Annotated in this window: 15 protein-coding genes; 11 read left to right on the forward strand and 4 right to left on the reverse strand. The window is 73.4% G+C overall.

From position 1 onward, the window contains the following. Positions 1 to 9 precede the first annotated feature (9 nt). A complete protein-coding gene (locus ACIQAC_RS15190; protein ID WP_402190911.1) occupies positions 10 to 855 on the reverse strand; it encodes a transglycosylase SLT domain-containing protein in 846 nt (281 codons plus the stop codon). Positions 856 to 1363: 508 nt separating this feature from the next. On the opposite strand from ACIQAC_RS15190, the gene ACIQAC_RS15195 reads away from it, so the two are divergent. From ACIQAC_RS15195 to ACIQAC_RS15230, 8 genes are all read left to right on the forward strand, one after another. Then, positions 1364 to 1909 (forward strand): hypothetical protein, encoded by a 546-nt coding sequence (locus tag ACIQAC_RS15195; RefSeq protein WP_402190914.1) that lies wholly within the window; start codon positions 1364 to 1366, stop codon positions 1907 to 1909. Next, positions 1906 to 2196, forward strand: a complete 291-nt coding sequence (locus ACIQAC_RS15200) for a hypothetical protein (RefSeq protein ID WP_402190917.1) — start codon at positions 1906 to 1908, stop codon at positions 2194 to 2196. Before ACIQAC_RS15195 ends, ACIQAC_RS15200 begins: the two co-directional genes overlap by 4 nt. 92 nt (positions 2197 to 2288) lie before the next feature. Continuing rightward, positions 2289 to 2582 carry a hypothetical protein gene (locus ACIQAC_RS15205; RefSeq protein WP_402190920.1) on the forward strand — a complete coding sequence of 98 codons (294 nt, stop codon included), beginning with the start codon at positions 2289 to 2291 and terminating at the stop codon, positions 2580 to 2582. A 22-nt stretch (positions 2583 to 2604) separates the two neighbouring features. Then, the gene (locus tag ACIQAC_RS15210; protein WP_402190922.1) at positions 2605 to 3360 is read left to right on the forward strand and encodes a hypothetical protein; all 756 of its coding nucleotides are present in this window, start codon (positions 2605 to 2607) and stop codon (positions 3358 to 3360) included. Positions 3361 to 3363: 3 nt separating this feature from the next. After that, positions 3364 to 4662, forward strand: coding sequence for a hypothetical protein (locus tag ACIQAC_RS15215; RefSeq protein WP_402190925.1), 1299 nt, complete (start codon positions 3364 to 3366; stop codon positions 4660 to 4662). A gap of 186 nt (positions 4663 to 4848) precedes the next feature. Further along, entirely contained in the window at positions 4849 to 6339 is a 1491-nt protein-coding gene (locus ACIQAC_RS15220; protein ID WP_402190927.1) for an SCO6880 family protein, read from the forward strand. Between the two features lie 65 nt (positions 6340 to 6404). Next, positions 6405 to 7904 (forward strand): ATP/GTP-binding protein, encoded by a 1500-nt coding sequence (locus ACIQAC_RS15225; RefSeq protein WP_402191749.1) that lies wholly within the window; start codon positions 6405 to 6407, stop codon positions 7902 to 7904. Further along, complete coding sequence (locus ACIQAC_RS15230; RefSeq protein WP_402190929.1) at positions 7901 to 9703, forward strand: type IV secretory system conjugative DNA transfer family protein; 1803 nt, start codon at positions 7901 to 7903, stop codon at positions 9701 to 9703. Before ACIQAC_RS15225 ends, ACIQAC_RS15230 begins: the two co-directional genes overlap by 4 nt. On the opposite strand, the gene ACIQAC_RS15235 is transcribed toward ACIQAC_RS15230, so the two are convergent. Beyond that, positions 9615 to 10829 (reverse strand): DUF418 domain-containing protein, encoded by a 1215-nt coding sequence (locus ACIQAC_RS15235; RefSeq protein WP_402190932.1) that lies wholly within the window; start codon positions 10827 to 10829, stop codon positions 9615 to 9617. The genes ACIQAC_RS15230 and ACIQAC_RS15235 overlap by 89 nt on opposite strands. After that, positions 10826 to 11218 carry a DUF3592 domain-containing protein gene (locus tag ACIQAC_RS15240; RefSeq protein ID WP_402190934.1) on the reverse strand — a complete coding sequence of 131 codons (393 nt, stop codon included), beginning with the start codon at positions 11216 to 11218 and terminating at the stop codon, positions 10826 to 10828. The genes ACIQAC_RS15235 and ACIQAC_RS15240 overlap by 4 nt, the downstream gene beginning before the upstream one ends. A gap of 142 nt (positions 11219 to 11360) precedes the next feature. Here ACIQAC_RS15240 and ACIQAC_RS15245 point away from each other — a divergent pair, with 142 nt between their 5' ends. The 3 genes from ACIQAC_RS15245 to ACIQAC_RS15255 all read left to right on the forward strand — a co-directional run bounded on the left by ACIQAC_RS15245 (position 11361) and on the right by ACIQAC_RS15255 (position 13577). Then, positions 11361 to 12404, forward strand: a complete 1044-nt coding sequence (locus ACIQAC_RS15245) for an NlpC/P60 family protein (RefSeq protein ID WP_402190937.1) — start codon at positions 11361 to 11363, stop codon at positions 12402 to 12404. 65 nt (positions 12405 to 12469) lie between these two features. Continuing rightward, complete coding sequence (locus ACIQAC_RS15250; RefSeq protein WP_402190940.1) at positions 12470 to 12919, forward strand: DUF4913 domain-containing protein; 450 nt, start codon at positions 12470 to 12472, stop codon at positions 12917 to 12919. A gap of 52 nt (positions 12920 to 12971) precedes the next feature. Beyond that, positions 12972 to 13577 carry a hypothetical protein gene (locus ACIQAC_RS15255; protein WP_402190942.1) on the forward strand — a complete coding sequence of 202 codons (606 nt, stop codon included), beginning with the start codon at positions 12972 to 12974 and terminating at the stop codon, positions 13575 to 13577. A 57-nt stretch (positions 13578 to 13634) separates the two neighbouring features. Here ACIQAC_RS15255 and ACIQAC_RS15260 read toward each other — a convergent pair whose 3' ends face one another. Further along, on the reverse strand, positions 13635 to 14144 hold the full coding sequence (locus tag ACIQAC_RS15260; RefSeq protein ID WP_402190945.1) for a hypothetical protein: 510 nt from the start codon (positions 14142 to 14144) through the stop codon (positions 13635 to 13637). Positions 14145 to 14262 lie beyond the last annotated feature (118 nt).

The raw sequence follows: 14262 nt of genomic DNA on the forward strand, positions 1-14262 counted from the left end.
CGCTCCTCCTCATGCGGTGGGTGACGAACTGGCGGACGGTACGGGGGAGTCGGGCGGGGCTCCGGCGGCCCGGTCGGCCGGGGCCGAGGGGGTGCCGGAGGCGGGGGTGACGCCGGGGGTGGCGCCGGAGGGCGGGGCGGCGAGGCCGCTGTACTTGGCGAACTGGGCGCGGACGGAGGCGACGTACCCCTGTGCCTCGTTGGTGCTGGGAACGCCCTTCGCCGCGCGGACCGCGTCCATGCCGACCCGGTAGGCGGCCAGGGTGAGGTCCAGGACGCTGTCGTCGGTCTCCTTGGCATTGACCATCTGCTGGGCCTGGCCGGCGAGATCGCACATGTGGCGGCCCTGCGCCAGGATCGAGTCCGCGGCGTCGAAGGCCGAGGTCTTGTCGTTGTCGTCCTCGTCCTTGCCGTACTTCTTGAAGATGTCGGGCGGCAGCTGTGAGATGCCCTCCTTGCCGTCCGGGCCGACCATCGAGGTGTTGAAGCCGGACTCGCGCTCGATCTGGGCGGCGATGACAATCGGGCCGACGGCGTCGCACAGCGCGCCGGCCTCCTCGATCGGATCCACCAGGTCCGCGGAGACCGTCGACTCCGCCAACGCGCCCTTGCCGTCGCCCTCGAAGACGGCGATCACCTCGTCCGCGTCGCCCTGGTCGGCCGTACCGCCACCGCCGCCGAAGAACAGGATCAGCGCGATGAGCGGGGCCAGCAGGACACCCAGCCCGCCGAAGACGATCACCACGACGACCCCGCCGAGCAGGACGAACGGCAGCATCAGGCAGCCGCAGGTCCCAGCGGCGGCAATGCCGTTGCGGACGGCGTTCGAGGCACCGCCCTCTTCGCTCTCCGCCATCCGCGCGCGCCTTCTTCCCCTCGGCTTGAACCGTCTTGGCCGGACCACCCGTTGTGCTGTCCGCCGGGCCCGACAGATCCCAACGGGCGCCGAGGGCGAATAAGTTCAAAGCGGCGGAAAACAGATGATCCAGAGTGACGGAAGCACAGGCGACGAGGGGGGCGGGAAGCGGATGGGCACTCGTACGACGAGGACTCCGGGCCCGCCGGTGTGGGAACGGGGGCCGAGCTCCCCTCCCCCGGCCTCCACGGCCCCATCGACACGCGCCGAGGGCGGAGGGCGTACGGCGGCCCAGGCGGCGCCCGCGCCCACACCCGCGCCAGCACAGGCACAGGCACCGGCACCGGCACAGGCACAGGTGCGTCGCACCTCACCGAACCCGAAGCAGGCCCAGGCACCAGCCCCGGCCCGCCGTACCGCACCAACCCCCGCGCCAACCCGCCGTACCGCCCCGAAGTCCGCCCCCGCACGCCGCGCCTCCCCGGCACCCGCCCCGAAACCCGCCCCGGTGAACCGGCTCTCCGCCGCTCCTGCGGCTCCCGCCGCCTCCGCCTCCGCCGTCCCCGAGGGCACATGGGGTCACGAGCCCCGGCGTCCCCGGGTGGCGCGGGGCGCGTCCCGCGACGACGTGGGGTGGGTCAAGGCGCACGGCGGGGCGGGAGTGACCTCGCTGGTGGAGGTGCTCGGCGGGGTGGACGTGGGCGCCCGGTGGCCGGACCCCCGGCGCGGTGAGCCGCGGCGGGTGGTGCTCGTCGGGCGGACCAGCGCGCACGGGCTGCGGGCCGTGTCCCACGCGCTGAAGGCGCTGGACGAGGGGCACGCCCCGCCGGGGCTGGACCTGCTGTGTGTCGCGCTCGTCGCCGACGCCCCGGGCCTGCTCCCGCTCAGCCTGCTGCGCCGGGTCCGGGTCATCCGGTCCATCGCCCGGGTGCGGCGGGTGCCGTGGATCGCCGAGTGGCGGGTGGACGGCCGGCTGCGGCGCGTACCCCCGCAACTCGCGCGGCTCGGTGACCTGGTGGGCGCCGGGACCGGTCGCGAGGGAGGTGCCCGGTGACGGCACGGTTCCTCTCCGGCGATGTCGTCCTGGCCGCGGAGAACTTCAATCCGGCGTCGGCCCAGCCGATCATCAACCTGCTCGCCTGGTGCGCGTCCGCGGCCGGGGTCTTCGGACTGCTGGTCGTCGGGATCAACATGTCCCTCCAGCTCCGGCGCGGCGACCCGGGCGAGGGCGGCGAGCACTTCCGCGGCATCTTCTTCGTCGCCCTCGCGTCCCTGGTCGCCACGACGGCGGGGCCCCTCGTCACGTTCCTGGGCGACCTGTCACTCCTTGGCGGCCAATAGCAGCTCGTCCGCGACCCGCGCCGCCTCTTGTGTGCGCCCTTTCCGTGCCGCCCTCCGTCCCGATCCCGTTCCGACTCCTACCGGAGATCCTCATGTCCCCACTGCTCGCCATATCCTCCAGCCTGCTCTCCTTCCGGGCCGACGTGCCCGCCCCGGAGAGCGACGCTCCCCCGGAGCTGACCGAGAAGGTCGACACGGTCCTCGGCCTGGTCGCCTGGGCCGGCACCGCCGCCGGTGTCGCCGGGGTGCTGGTCACCGGCGCGATGATGGCCATCTCGGTCAAGCGGGGCGAGAGCTCCGAGCACATGAGCCGCCTCGGCATGGTGCTCGGCGGCTGCATCCTCGTGGCCACCGCCGGCCCGCTGGTCTCCTTCGTCTTCGACTGAGCCGGGGAGACGGGCACTCAGGATGTTGCTACGCAGACAGCCTCGGGCCGAGGAGTCCGGGCCGTACTGGACACAGCGCGGCTGGCAGTGGTCGGCCGGGTTCCTCGCCGTGGCGGTGGTCATGGGCGGGCTCCTCGCGCTGACCTCGTCCGGTTCGGACGCCGCCGGACAGGCCGAGGCCAAGGCCCCGGCCGGCGGCGGGCCGCTGACCGGCGAGGCCGGGCCCGGGGGCCGTCCCGAGGGCTGCGCGACCGACGACAGCGCCGGTGACGGACGGCCCAAGGCCGCACCCGAGGACGTCGGCTGGCGCTCCCTCGGTGTCGGACGGGTGCCCGTCTCGCCCTCGGCGGGGCCCACCCGCATCCAGGGGTCCCTGTGGTGGTGCTTCGCGCACACGCCGACGGGCGCCGCCCTGGCGGCCACCGTGATCCCCAGTCAGATGAGCGAGCCCGGCTGGCGGACCGTCGTCGACCAGCAGCTGGTCGCCGGAACCGGGCGGGACATGTTCGAGTTCCTGCGCGCCCTGGTCGCCGACACGGCCCGCCCCGAGGGCGGCAAGAGCGTGGCCACGTACACCGGCTTCTCCGTGCTCTCGTACACCCGCGAGGCGGCGACGGTGTCGCTGCTCATCAGGGGGAGCCAGGGCTTCACCGCGACCTCGATCGAGGTGCGCTGGAGCGACGGCGACTGGAAGGTGCTGCCGAGCGCCGACGGCTCGCTGTACTCGCAGGTGACGACCGTCGAGAACACCAACGACTATGTGCTGTGGGGAGGCTGACACATGGGCTGCAACAAGTCCGGCAACCCGATCATCGACGCCTTCCTCGGCTTCTTCGAGTTCCTGGGCGACCCCATCGGCACGATCGTCGGGACGATCGCGGACTTCATCCTCTACGCGGCGTTCCAGGTGTTCGGGGCGATCATCACCGGCATCCCGACGCTGGAGTCGACGGCGACGTCGAAGGACATCAGCGGTCAGACGCGCTGGATCGTGGTCTACCTGGCCGTCGGTTCGCTGCTCTTCGCCGCCGCGCGTATGGCCATCGAGCGCAAGGGCACCGCGGGCATCACCGCGCTGAAGGGCATCCTCCGGGTCGTCCTCGTCTCGGGCGCGGCCACCCTGGTCGTGGGTGCCGCCGTCGCCGTCTCGGACGAGTACGCCACCCATCTGTTCAACGCGGGTGCGACGGCACAGCTCAAGCAGATCGGCGGCTGCTCGGACATCGGTGGTGTCGGGTCCTTCGTCAAGCTGATCCTGGCCTTCCTGCTGCTGATCGCCGGGATCCTCCAGACGATCCTGCTGTACGTCCGGATGGGCGTCATGATCGTGCTCCTCGGCACGCTCCCGGTGGCCGCCGCCGCGTCCATGACGGACTGGGGCAGCGGCTGGTGGCGCAAGCACCTGGGCTGGATGATCGCCTGGCTGCTGTACAAACCCGCGGCCGGGCTCGTCCTCTACGCGGGTTCGGTGATGACCGGCGCAGGCAAGACGGCCGCGCCGGGTGAAGCCAACATCACCATCCACACCCGTATCGCCGGTATCGCCGTGATGCTGTTGTCCGCGGTGGCCCTGCCGGCGCTGCTGAAGCTCATCGTGCCCGCCACCGCGGCGCTCGGCACGGGCAACCCCGCGGGGCAGGCGGTGGGCGTCGCGGGCGGTGTGGCCTCCGGCGCGATCCAGCTCGCCGGCGGCGGTTCCGGCGGCGGTGGCGAGCAGTCGGGCCGGCGCGGACCGTCGGGGGCGTCCGGGGCGGGCGGGGGTACCGGTTCATCCGGTTCGTCCGGGTCACGCGGTTCGTCCGCAGGCGGCGGGTCCTCGGGGAGCAGTGGTTCCCAGGGGCCGGGCGGAGCCCTCAAACCGACCGGGGGCGGCGGCGGTGGCTCCGCCGGAGGTGCCGGCGCGGGAGGTGGTGGCGCGGGTACCGCCGCCGCGGCCCGTGGCGTGGCGGGCGGTGCGGCCGCGGCCGCGGGTCCGGCCGCCGCGGCGGTCACCCTGGTGACGGCCACGACCCAGGCCGTCGCCCAGGGGGCCGCCGGTGCCGTCGAGGGTGCCGACGGCAGGCAGGGGCACAACGAGTGAGCCCCGGGGCGACACCGGAGGGACCCGGCCCGGCCCGTGCCCGGCCCGCGCCGGTCCGCGCGCCGGCGGCCCTCCCCTGAACGGCCGCCGGGCTCCATCCCCCTGGAGCCCGGCGGTCACCTTTCCTCCCCCCGACCCCAACGTCCGCCCCCAACCCCACCCCCTCAGAAGGGAATCCGGAGTCTCATGTCCACGGAAGCCGCCACCCGTCCGACCTACGGAAACTGGCGCAGGCCACGGCGGGCGGGGCTCGGGCCGCTCGGACTCGTCGGCACCTTCGGGGTGTTCGGCGGGCTCGTCATCACCCTGCTGGCGTCGCTGATCTCGCTCGGCGCGGCGCTGACCGTGTCCGTTCCGACGGCCCTGCTGCTCGCCCCGCTCGCCGTCCGCACCCAGGACGGCCGCAACGTCTACCAGCTGATCACCCTGCGCGTCGGCTGGTCGCGCCGGAAGGCGAAGGGCGCGCATCTGTATGTGTCGGGGCCGATGTCCGCGCGGCCCGGCGGGCGGTTCCGGCCGCCCGGCCTGCTGAACAAGGTGACCGCGACGGAGGGACGTGACGCCTACGACCGCCCCTTCGGCGTGCTGCACCACCCGGCCCGCAACCTGTACACGATCGTCCTGGGCTGTGAGCCCGACGGCGGTTCCCTGATCGACCCGGACCAGGTGGACGTATGGGTGGCGCTGTGGGGCGAGTGGCTCGCGCGGCTCGCGCACGAACCCGGCCTGCGGGGTGCCTCGGTGATCGTGGAGACCGCCCCCGACCCGGGGACCCGGCTCGCCCACGAGGTGCTGCCCCGTATCCACCCGGACGCGCCGCCCGCCGCCCGCGCGGTGATGGAGGAGGTCGTCGAGCGCTACCCGACCGCCTCCTCCGAGATGCACACCTACGTCACCCTCACCTACGGCGTCCCCGGCGGCAGGCGGGTGCGCGAGGAGGTGATCGCCGACCTCGCCATCCGTATCCCGGGTCTGCTCAGCGGGCTGATCGCGGCCGGCGGCGGCGCCGCGTACCCGCTGTCGGCCGAGCGGATCGCCGAGGTGGTCCGGGTCGCCTACGACCCGGCCGTCGCCGCCGACGTCCTCACCGCCCGGGCCCAGCACGGCGGGACCGGTCTGGAGTGGGAGGACGCGGGGCCGGCCGCCGCCGTCGAGACGGTCAACGCGTACCAGCACGACTCGGGGGTGTCGCGGACCTGGCTGATGACGCTGGCGCCGCGCGGCACGGTCCGCTCCTCGGTGCTGCGGGGCATGCTGGAGGCCACCCCCGCCACCCGCCGCAAGCGGGTCGCGCTGGTCTACCGGCCGATCGACCCGGCGACGTCGGCGCGGATCGTCGAGGCGGACCGGCGCAGCGCCCAGTTCATGGCGACGTCCGGCAAGGGCATGGTGCAGGCCCGTGCGGCCACCGAGGTGCGGGCGGCGGAACAGACCGCGGCGGAGGAGGCGTCGGGCGCGGGGCTCGTGGAGTTCTCGCTGATGATGACGGTCACCGTGGACACGATGGCCGAGCTGGCCGACGCGAGTGTCGCGGTGCGCAATCTGACGGCGGCGGCGCGTGTGCTGATGCGGCCGGCCGACCGGATGCAGGCCGCCGCGTTCAGCTGCACCCTGCCCGCCGGCATCCTCCCGTGGGAACAGACCCTCGTACCGCACGAGTTGCAGGAGGCGCTGTGAGCCGGCGTGAACAACGGCGGGCCGAACTGGCCGACCGGACGGCCGAGGAGCAGGACGCGGGCCGGGTGTCCGAGCGCCCCGGGCCCCGCAGGGCGAAGCCCGCGCCGCGGCCCCGGCCGCTGTACGTCCCGCCGCGCGGCTGGCTGGGCGCGGGCGGCGGCCGGGTCGGCTACCTGGATCCGCCGACCATGTGGCGGGCCACCACCGTGCAGGCCTGCGGTATGTGGCCGTTCGCGGCGGGTTCCGGGTCGCCGATGACCGGAGTGCCCCTGGGGCAACATCTGTTCACCGGGGCGACGGTCTGCGGCGATCCGCTGAACTGGTTCACCCGCGCCCGCTACATCTCCAACCCCTCCCTGTTCATGCTGGGCATGCCGGGTCTCGGCAAGTCGACGCTCGTGAACCGGATGCTGATCGGGCTGGCCGCGACCGGTGTGGTCCCGCTGGTCCTCGGTGACCTGAAGCCGGACTACGCGGACACCGTGCGGGCGCTCGGCGGCCAGGTGATCTCGATCGGCCGCGGCCGGGGCGGCATCAACGTCCTGGACCCGGGCGCGATGGGGGCCGCCGCCGCGAAGATCGGCGGCAAGGCGGGCGAGGTGCTGAACGCCGAGGCGCACGGCCGGGTCCTCAACATGGTCGCCGCGCTCATCACCATCGTGCGCGGGCGGTCCATGGACGACCACGAACAGTCCGTGCTCTCCGCCGTACTGCACCATCTGCGGGAGCGACCGCCGGCCGGCCGGGCCGTGCTGCTGCCCGACGTGCTGCGGGTGCTCACCGACGGCCCCGACCGGGTGCGCGCGGTCACCCTCGACCGGGGCGACGTCACCCGCTACCGGGACGCCGTCGACCCGCTGCACCGCTCCCTGCTGGGCATTCTCGACGGTCCGCTCGGCGACACCTTCGCCTCCGAGACGTCCACGCACATCGACCCCGACGCGCCCGCCGTGTGCATCGACATCTCCGGGATCGGCGAGGCGGACACCCAGCTGACCGCCGCGGCGATGCTCGCCGCCTGGTCCGACGGGCTCGGCACGGTGGCCGCCTCGCACGCCCTCGCGGACGCCGGACTCGCCCCCCGGCGCTGGTTCTTCACGGTCCTCGACGAGCTGTGGCGTCCGCTGAGGGCCGCCTCCGGCATCGTCGACCGCATCGACGCGCTCACCCGCCTCAACCGTTCCCTCGGGCTCGGCGACGCCAAGATCACCCACACCCTCAAGGACGCGGAGGCCCTCGGCACCGACGCCGACCGGGCTAAGGCCCGCGGGTTCGTCGAGCGGGCCGGGATGGTGGTGTGCGCGGGGCTGCCGAAGGCGGAGATGGAGGACCTCGGCAAGGTGGTGGGGCTGTCCCGGCGCGAGATCGACCTCGTGTCGTCCTGGTCGTCGCCGCCCGGCTGGGGCACGTCCGGCGAGAACGAGGAGCCGCCGGGACGGGGCCGCTTCCTCATCAAGGTCGGCGGCCGGCCCGGCATCCCCATCAAGGTCGCCATCACGGACGCGGAGCGCCGGCTGCACAACACCAACACCCGCTGGACACCGAACGAGGAGCCGACGGCGTGAGCGGGCGGCCGGGCGGCGGTCCGCTCAACGACCAGGTGCAGTGGGCCGTGGCGGCGATCGTCGGCACGGTCCTGGCGGTGTTCGCCCTCGCCTGGGCGGGCGGGACGCTCGGCGCGGGGCTCACCGGTCATGGCTGGGACGCCCCGCCCTTCACCCTGTCCACGGCGGGCCGGCTGGCCTCCGACGGCACGGGGGCGCTGTGGCCGGGGACACCGCCCGCCGCCGTGTACGCGGGCATGTTCGCGCTGCTGGTGCTGCTCGCGGTGCCCGTGGCCTTCGCCGCCCGGTTCCTGACGGGCCGCCGCTCGCGCCAGGGCGGTCTCGCCGGTGCCCGGGAGCTCGCCGCCATGTGCCCCAAGGGCATCGAGGCCCGCGCCCGCGAACTGCGCCCCTCCCTCCAGGGCCGCGGGGAGCTGCACCCGGACGAGACCGGCAACCTCCTCGGCGACCTGTCCCCCAGGGGGCCCGAGCTGCGCAGCAGTTACGAGGACGTGGAGCTGGACCTGATGGCTCCGCGGGCCGGGAAGTCCACCGGCATCGCGGTGCCCCGGGTGCTGCGCGCCCAGGGTGCGGTGCTGCTCACGTCCAACAAGTCCGACGTGTACGCCGTCACCCGTGCCGAGCGGGAGAAGGCGGGCGCGGTGTGGACGTTCGATCCGCAGGGCATCGCGCACGCGCCGCGTGCCATGTGGTGGGACATGCTCGCCGAGTGCCACACCATCGAGGGCGCGCGCCGGCTGGCCGGCCACTTCGTGGCCTCCGTCAACGACGACACCGCGAAGAAGGACTTCTGGATCGCGGCCGCCCAGAACACCCTCACCGCCCTGTTCCTGGCGGCCGCCCGTGGCCGGGCCCCCGTCCGGGAACTGCTCGGCTGGCTCGCCGATCCCGCCGACCGCACCCCGGTCGACCTGCTGCGCGACGTGCGGCTCACCGCGATGGCGGAGCAGCTCCAGGGCACGGTACGGGGTGCGGTGGAGACCCGGGACGGCATCTACGAGACGGCCCGCCAGACCGTGTCCTGTCTGCTGGATCCGGAGATCCTCGCCTGGGTCACCCCTGATCCCGGGCTGCCCGAGTTCCGCCCGGACCGGCATGTGCTCGGCACCGACACGCTCTATCTGCTCTCCAAGGACGGCGGTGGTTCGGCGGCCGGTGTCATCGCGGGTATCGCCGACGCGACGATGCGGGCGGGCGTGGTCGCGGCCGAACGGATGGGCGGGCGGCTCGACCCGCCGCTGACCGCGGTCCTCGACGAGGCGGCCAACGTGTGCCGCATCTCCGATCTGCCCGACCTCTACTCGCACCTCGGCTCGCGTGGCATCAACGTCGTGACGCTGCTCCAGAGTTACCGGCAGGGTGCGCGGGTGTGGGGCGAGATGGGGATGGACGCGATGTGGAGCGCGGCGACGGTCAAGCTGCTCGGCGCGGGCCTGGACGACGCCGACTTCGTGCAGAAGATCTCCACCCTGGTCGGCCAGCACGACGTGCGGACCCCGAGCGTCTCGCACAGCAAGGAGGGCACGTCGCGGTCGTACTCCTACCGTCAGGAGGCCGTGCTGCCGCCCGACCGGATCCGGGCGCTGCCCAAGGGCACGGCCCTGCTTCTCGCCACCGGTGTCCGGCCCGCCCTGATCAGGCTGCGGCCCTGGTACAAGGAGCCCGGTGCCGCGGCGGTCGCGGCCGCGGCGAAGGCGGAGACGGCGGCCATCACGGAGCGGGCCGCCCGGCGGGCGGTGCGGGGAGTTCCCCTCGCGAAGGGTCCGGCGGACGGTCACCGGGACGCCGCCCGAGCGTGACCCGGCGCAGCAGCAGCTCGACCGGCCCGTACCGGAACCGGGCCGTCAGCCTTACGCCGAGGGCGAGTTGAGCGGCGTAGAGCAGGACGCAGCCGAGCACGACGAGGGCGGCGCCGACCCGGTCGTAGAGTCCGAGGCCGTATCCGGTGAAGACCAGGGCGAGGACGAGTGACTGGGTGAGGTATTGGGTGAGGGCGAGGCGTCCGGAGGCGGCGAGCACGGCGGCCGGACCGCGGGCCCGGTCGAGCAGCAGGAGCAGGCCGCAGGCGTACGACGCCGTCAGCGCGGGTCCGGTCAGGACGGTCACCGCGTGTCCGACGGCGGACCAGCGGCTGTCCAGGGGCCAGTTCGCGCAGCCGGCCGCGATCAGGGCGCCCAGCAGGCCGACCGGCAGCCACCGCAGGGCCGTGCGCCGCAGCCATGCCCTGTCCCGGCCGCGCCGCTCCAGGAGCCCCGACTTCGCGGCGGCCAGCCCGGCGAGGAAGGCGGCGAACAGGTCGGGGGCGTACAGCACATGCGCGGCGATCGCCGACGGGAGCTCGCTCAGGTTGGCGCCGAGGACGGTGAGGGCGTCGCCGCGGTGGGCGGTGACGGTGTCGGCGGCCCGCGGGGCGTGCTCGGCGGCGGTGACCGGTTCGGTGACGGCGACGCTGAGCACACCTTCGAGGAGCAGCAGGGTGAACAGGACGGCGACGAGTACGGCCGCGGTCCGCAGGGCGGTACGGGGAGCGAGGCCCCGCAGTGCGTACAGGGGCAGCGCGAGGGCGGCGTACGCCATGAGGATGTCGCCGGGGTAGAGCAGCACCGCGTGGGCGAGGCCGAGGACGAACAGGCCCAGTACGCGGCGCAGATGGCGGGGCGCGAAGGGGGCGCCGGCGGCCGCCGCGGAGCGCTCCTGGAGCACGAAGCTGTAGCCGAAGAGGAAGGAGAAGAGCAGATAGAACTTGCCGGAGACCAGCGCGGTGACGAGCCAGGCGGCCACCCGGTCGACGGCCGGGGCGTCGGGACCGCCGCCGAAGCCGTAGTAGGGACCGGCCGCCATCAGGGCGTTGACGAGCAGGATGCCGAAGAGCGCGAAGCCGCGCAGGACGTCGAGTTCGACGACGCGGGGTCCGCCCCGGCTCACGGGGACACCACCACGCCGGTGCCGAACGCGGCCGTCGCCGCCAGGAACCATCCGAACGACGGTGCCAGCAGATGGCACACGGTCTCCAGCCGGGCGGTCTCGGGACGCTCGCGCAGATAGACCACGGACACGCTCGCGCCGGGCCGCGGCAGCCCGCACAGCGGCGCGTAGGCCCCGGGGTCGAAGGTCAGTACGCGCCCCTGGTGGTCCGGGAACACCACGAGCCCGGCGTCCCCGCGGCCGGCCGCCGCCCGCGCGGTCACGGACCCCGTGGCCCGCAGTCCCCGCAGCCGCAGCCGCCGTGCCGTCAGGGCGCACCGCAGAGCGAGCAGCACAAACGCGAGTCCGGACACCGTGCACAGCGCCCGCAGCAGCAACGCGGCATCCATACGGCCCCCTTTCGCCGGCGCGGCCCCGTCCCGCACCCACAACGGGCCGCGCGCTCCGGTCGGTTCCCGCGTCCTTGAACCGCTGTACGGCGGCGGCCCGTTGTGTGGGCGAACCACGACCACGAAGGGAGCGTAGGCCCCGATGAGACCGACTGGGCGGGGACGGCACCTGCGGGTGGCGGCGGTCGCGGCACTGGCCCTCGCCCTCACGGCGACGCCCGGACAGCCTGCCCACGCGGAGCCCACCACACTCGCGGAGGTGCGGGCCGAACTCCAGCGCCTGTACCACGACGCGGCGGTCGCCACGGACAAGTTCAACGCGGCCGACGAGAAGGTGACCGCGCAGGAGAAACGGGTGCGCACGCTGCGGGACCAGGTCCGGGCGGCCGAGCGGAAGCTGGACCGGCTGACCGCGTCGGCCGGGGCGGCGGCCCGCGCCCAGTACCGGTCGGGCACCGGCGCGTCCCTGCCCGCCGAGTTGCAGTTCGTCTTCGCCGACGACCCCGAACACGCCCTGGACGGCGCCTCGCTGGCCCGCCGGGCCCAGCAGAGCGCGGCGGACGTCGTCACGGCCCTCACGGCGACCGGCGAGGAGCTGCGCACCCGCACGGACGAGGCGACGGGCATCCTGGAGCGGCTGAAGCGGGACCGGCGGGCCAGGGACGGCGAGCGTACGACGATCGAGCGGCGGATCGCCGAGGCGCGGGAGGTGGAGTCGCGGCTGTCGGGCCCGCAGTTGCGGGCGCTGGACGCGCTGGACGCGCAGGCCGCGAAGGACGCCCAGGAGCGGTGGGTGGGGACCGGTGTCCTGGAGAGCGCCGGCACCACCACGACCGCCGCGGGCAAGAGGGCCGTCGAGTACGCGGCCCGGCAGCTCGGCAAGCCCTATGTGTGGGGTGCGGAGGGGCCGGCCTCCTTCGACTGCTCCGGCCTTACCTCCCAGGCCTGGCTGGCCGCGGGCATCACCATCCCGCGCACGTCGGAGGCCCAGTGGCAGGGGCTGCCCCGGGTCCCGGTCGGCTCGATGCGACCGGGGGACCTGATCATCTACTACGCCGACGCCAGCCATGTCGCGATCTACGTCGGCAACGGCGAGATCATCGCGGCCCCCCGCCCCGGCCGCTCGGTGTCCGTCGCCCCGGCGGGGTCGATGCAGATCCTCGGGGTGGTGCGGCCGGATGCCTGAGGCGGTCGCGGGCCCATGGCTCGGCGCCCAGCGCGCAGTTGACGCAGTTGAGAGGAAGACCCTTTATGCAGTCTCCGTCCCGCGGGCCGGCCGGCGCATCGGACACGATCGCGCCGGGCGGCACCGAGCCCGGCACGGCAACGCCCGCGCCGAGGTTCATCCTGTACAAGGAGGGCGCCGAATACATCGCGGAGCTGGGGCAGTTGACGCTCTGGGTCCAGTACGTGCTGCTTCCGGTCTACGGACGGGAGGTGAGCTCCACGGCCCCCTGGTGTTCCCGGTGGTGGGAGCACCGGGAAGCGATAGCGCAGTTGCACGGACTGTGGCTGGCCTGGGGCGAACTGACCGGCCCGCACGCCGCGATGAGCGGGCCCGCCACCTGGCACCGGGACTTCCTGCTTCCCGTGATGAGCAGCCTGCGCGACCCGATGGGCCCCTTCGCGGGCTGCAAACCCGGCAGGCACCGCGCCACGGAGACGCCGCCGGTCGATTCACCCGCGCTGAACCCCCCGTGAGTCCCTCCGCGTTATGTCCTGCGGAATCACAACACGCAGAAATGGGATGGCAATGGACACACTCAAGAAGATCCTGGCCCTGAATGCGGATCCCGCACCGCAGACGAACAACCCCCGCCAGGAATCCATGTCCCACATCCACGGAGTCCTGAACCAGCGGGGAGTGCAGGAGCTGACCGTCGGCCACGCCGTCGCGGCCGCGATCGAGGGGATCCGCTACGGGGCGGGGGAACGCGGCGCGCGCGACGTGCACACGGTGTTCACGAACCCGGAGCTGACCAACGCCTACCTCACCCCGCTCAACTCCCCGCACGCCGAAGCGGCGCACCGGCAGATCGCGCACGCAGAGTTCACCTACTGGCAGCAGCAACACGCCCGGCAGCCCAGCGAGGCGACGAGGGCGGCCGTCTCGTTCGACGTCGAGAACCGGGTCGCGTTGCAGTCCCAGATCGGCTCACTCGTACAGACGGGGCGGAGCTTCACCGAATATCTCTCACGCGAGGAGAACTTCACCAGCGGCACCGGGAACCCTGTCGCGCAGTACGCGAACAGGCACCTGCCGACCGGGTCCGCACAGTCTCCGGCGAACCAGGGGGCTGCCGGCCCCGCGGCGCACGCGCCCTCCCCGGCTCCCACACCCAAGGGGCCCCGCCGTTAGGTGCTGTCGCTGTTGGCCTCGTGCACGGCCGGTCGTGCACGAGGCCGTTCGAGAGCGTCAGTGCTTGCGCTTGCTGCGCTGACTCGTGGTCTGCGCCGAGGAACGGTCCTGCTCGCTCCTCCGCCGCGGGGGCTGCTGCGACCGCGGGGACTGTGCGGGCTGCGCGGTCGTGGGACCCGTACCCGCGTAACGGGCGATAAGCGCCTGGGTCTCAGGATTGGTCGCCCATGCCGAGTAGGTCACGTTCCCGGTCCGACCGGCGTCTATTTCGTCCTGCCGCCTTCTTGAGTCCGGATCGAGAAAGGCAAGCGGGTTCGGCGCGCCCTGGTAGGCCGGCGGCGGTGAGATCAGGCCTCGCTCGATTTCGGCCTGCCGCGCCCGTGAATCCGGATCGAGAAAGGCCATGGGGTTCGGCGCGCCCTCGTAGGCGGGCGGCTGTGGATTGTTTCTGCGCTCTACGGCCTCCTGCAAACCCCGGGAATCCGGGTCGAGGAAAGCGAACGGATTCGGGGCGTGGTCGTCGTAGGCCGGCAGCTGCTCGTTTCCGGACGAGTTCTGCTGTGACATCTCGGATACCTCCGTGCGTGCCCTGTCCCAGGAGCCGGACGAGAACTCCCGCTTGCCACTGGTAACGGGCCGAGGGCCGGGAGGGGTTCAAGCTTTCACGCACTCCGGAAGTCCCGGG

This window comes from Streptomyces sp. NPDC088387 (assembly GCF_044753385.1).
Taxonomy (GTDB): Bacteria; Actinomycetota; Actinomycetes; order Streptomycetales; family Streptomycetaceae; genus Streptomyces.

Excerpts from the sequence above, each read along its gene's own strand:
- ACIQAC_RS15190 (WP_402190911.1), bottom strand. The coding sequence starts at position 855 with ATGGCGGAGAGCGAAGAGGGCGGTGCCTCGAACGCCGTCCGCAACGGC.
- ACIQAC_RS15205 (WP_402190920.1), top strand. The coding sequence starts at position 2,289 with ATGTCCCCACTGCTCGCCATATCCTCCAGCCTGCTCTCCTTCCGGGCC.
- ACIQAC_RS15210 (WP_402190922.1), top strand. The coding sequence starts at position 2,605 with ATGTTGCTACGCAGACAGCCTCGGGCCGAGGAGTCCGGGCCGTACTGG.
- ACIQAC_RS15215 (WP_402190925.1), top strand. The coding sequence starts at position 3,364 with ATGGGCTGCAACAAGTCCGGCAACCCGATCATCGACGCCTTCCTCGGC.
- ACIQAC_RS15220 (WP_402190927.1), top strand. The coding sequence starts at position 4,849 with ATGTCCACGGAAGCCGCCACCCGTCCGACCTACGGAAACTGGCGCAGG.
- ACIQAC_RS15240 (WP_402190934.1), bottom strand. The coding sequence starts at position 11,218 with ATGGATGCCGCGTTGCTGCTGCGGGCGCTGTGCACGGTGTCCGGACTC.
- ACIQAC_RS15245 (WP_402190937.1), top strand. The coding sequence starts at position 11,361 with ATGAGACCGACTGGGCGGGGACGGCACCTGCGGGTGGCGGCGGTCGCG.
- ACIQAC_RS15250 (WP_402190940.1), top strand. The coding sequence starts at position 12,470 with ATGCAGTCTCCGTCCCGCGGGCCGGCCGGCGCATCGGACACGATCGCG.
- ACIQAC_RS15255 (WP_402190942.1), top strand. The coding sequence starts at position 12,972 with ATGGACACACTCAAGAAGATCCTGGCCCTGAATGCGGATCCCGCACCG.
- ACIQAC_RS15260 (WP_402190945.1), bottom strand. The coding sequence starts at position 14,144 with ATGTCACAGCAGAACTCGTCCGGAAACGAGCAGCTGCCGGCCTACGAC.